This is a genomic window from Pedobacter sp. N36a, assembly GCF_014472395.1.
In the GTDB taxonomy this organism is placed as follows: Bacteria; Bacteroidota; Bacteroidia; order Sphingobacteriales; family Sphingobacteriaceae; genus Pedobacter.
On sequence record NZ_JACSZW010000070.1, the window covers coordinates 1 to 395 of the forward strand.

Genomic DNA, 395 nt, shown 5'->3' on the forward strand with positions numbered 1-395 from the left:
GTGATTGTGATCGTGATCGGTGCAATCGCCATCGCGCAGTCCGAATCCACCATCGTCAAATTCGTCTCGACGATTGGTATCGGTATCGGCATTGCAGCGGCTTGTATCCCGCTGCTGCAGAAGTTCGGCATCTCCGCCACGTACTGCACGTTCGTCTAACCATGCGCCAGCACAAGGTTAGTCGCTCGCTGTCACTGCCTCGCATGATCGGTAGTGTCGTGCGTGGCTTCGCCATTGCCAACGGCACGCTCACCGCAGTGCTGGTCTACATCACCTACCGGGCGGGTTGGCAGTTTATCTGTGGATTCCTCGCGCTCGGCATGGTGGTTCACATGGCGCTGCGTTGGCGGACCAACAAGGAGCCGGGGTGGAACCAAATCCTGATGGTCTATGAC

Annotated in this window: 1 protein-coding gene; it reads left to right on the forward strand. The window is 58.0% G+C overall.

The annotated features are described in order from the left end of the window. Positions 1 to 161: 161 nt before the first annotated feature. A partial coding sequence (locus H9X96_RS22560) for a conjugal transfer protein (RefSeq protein WP_187668439.1) occupies positions 162 to 395 on the forward strand: 234 nt, incomplete at its 3' end.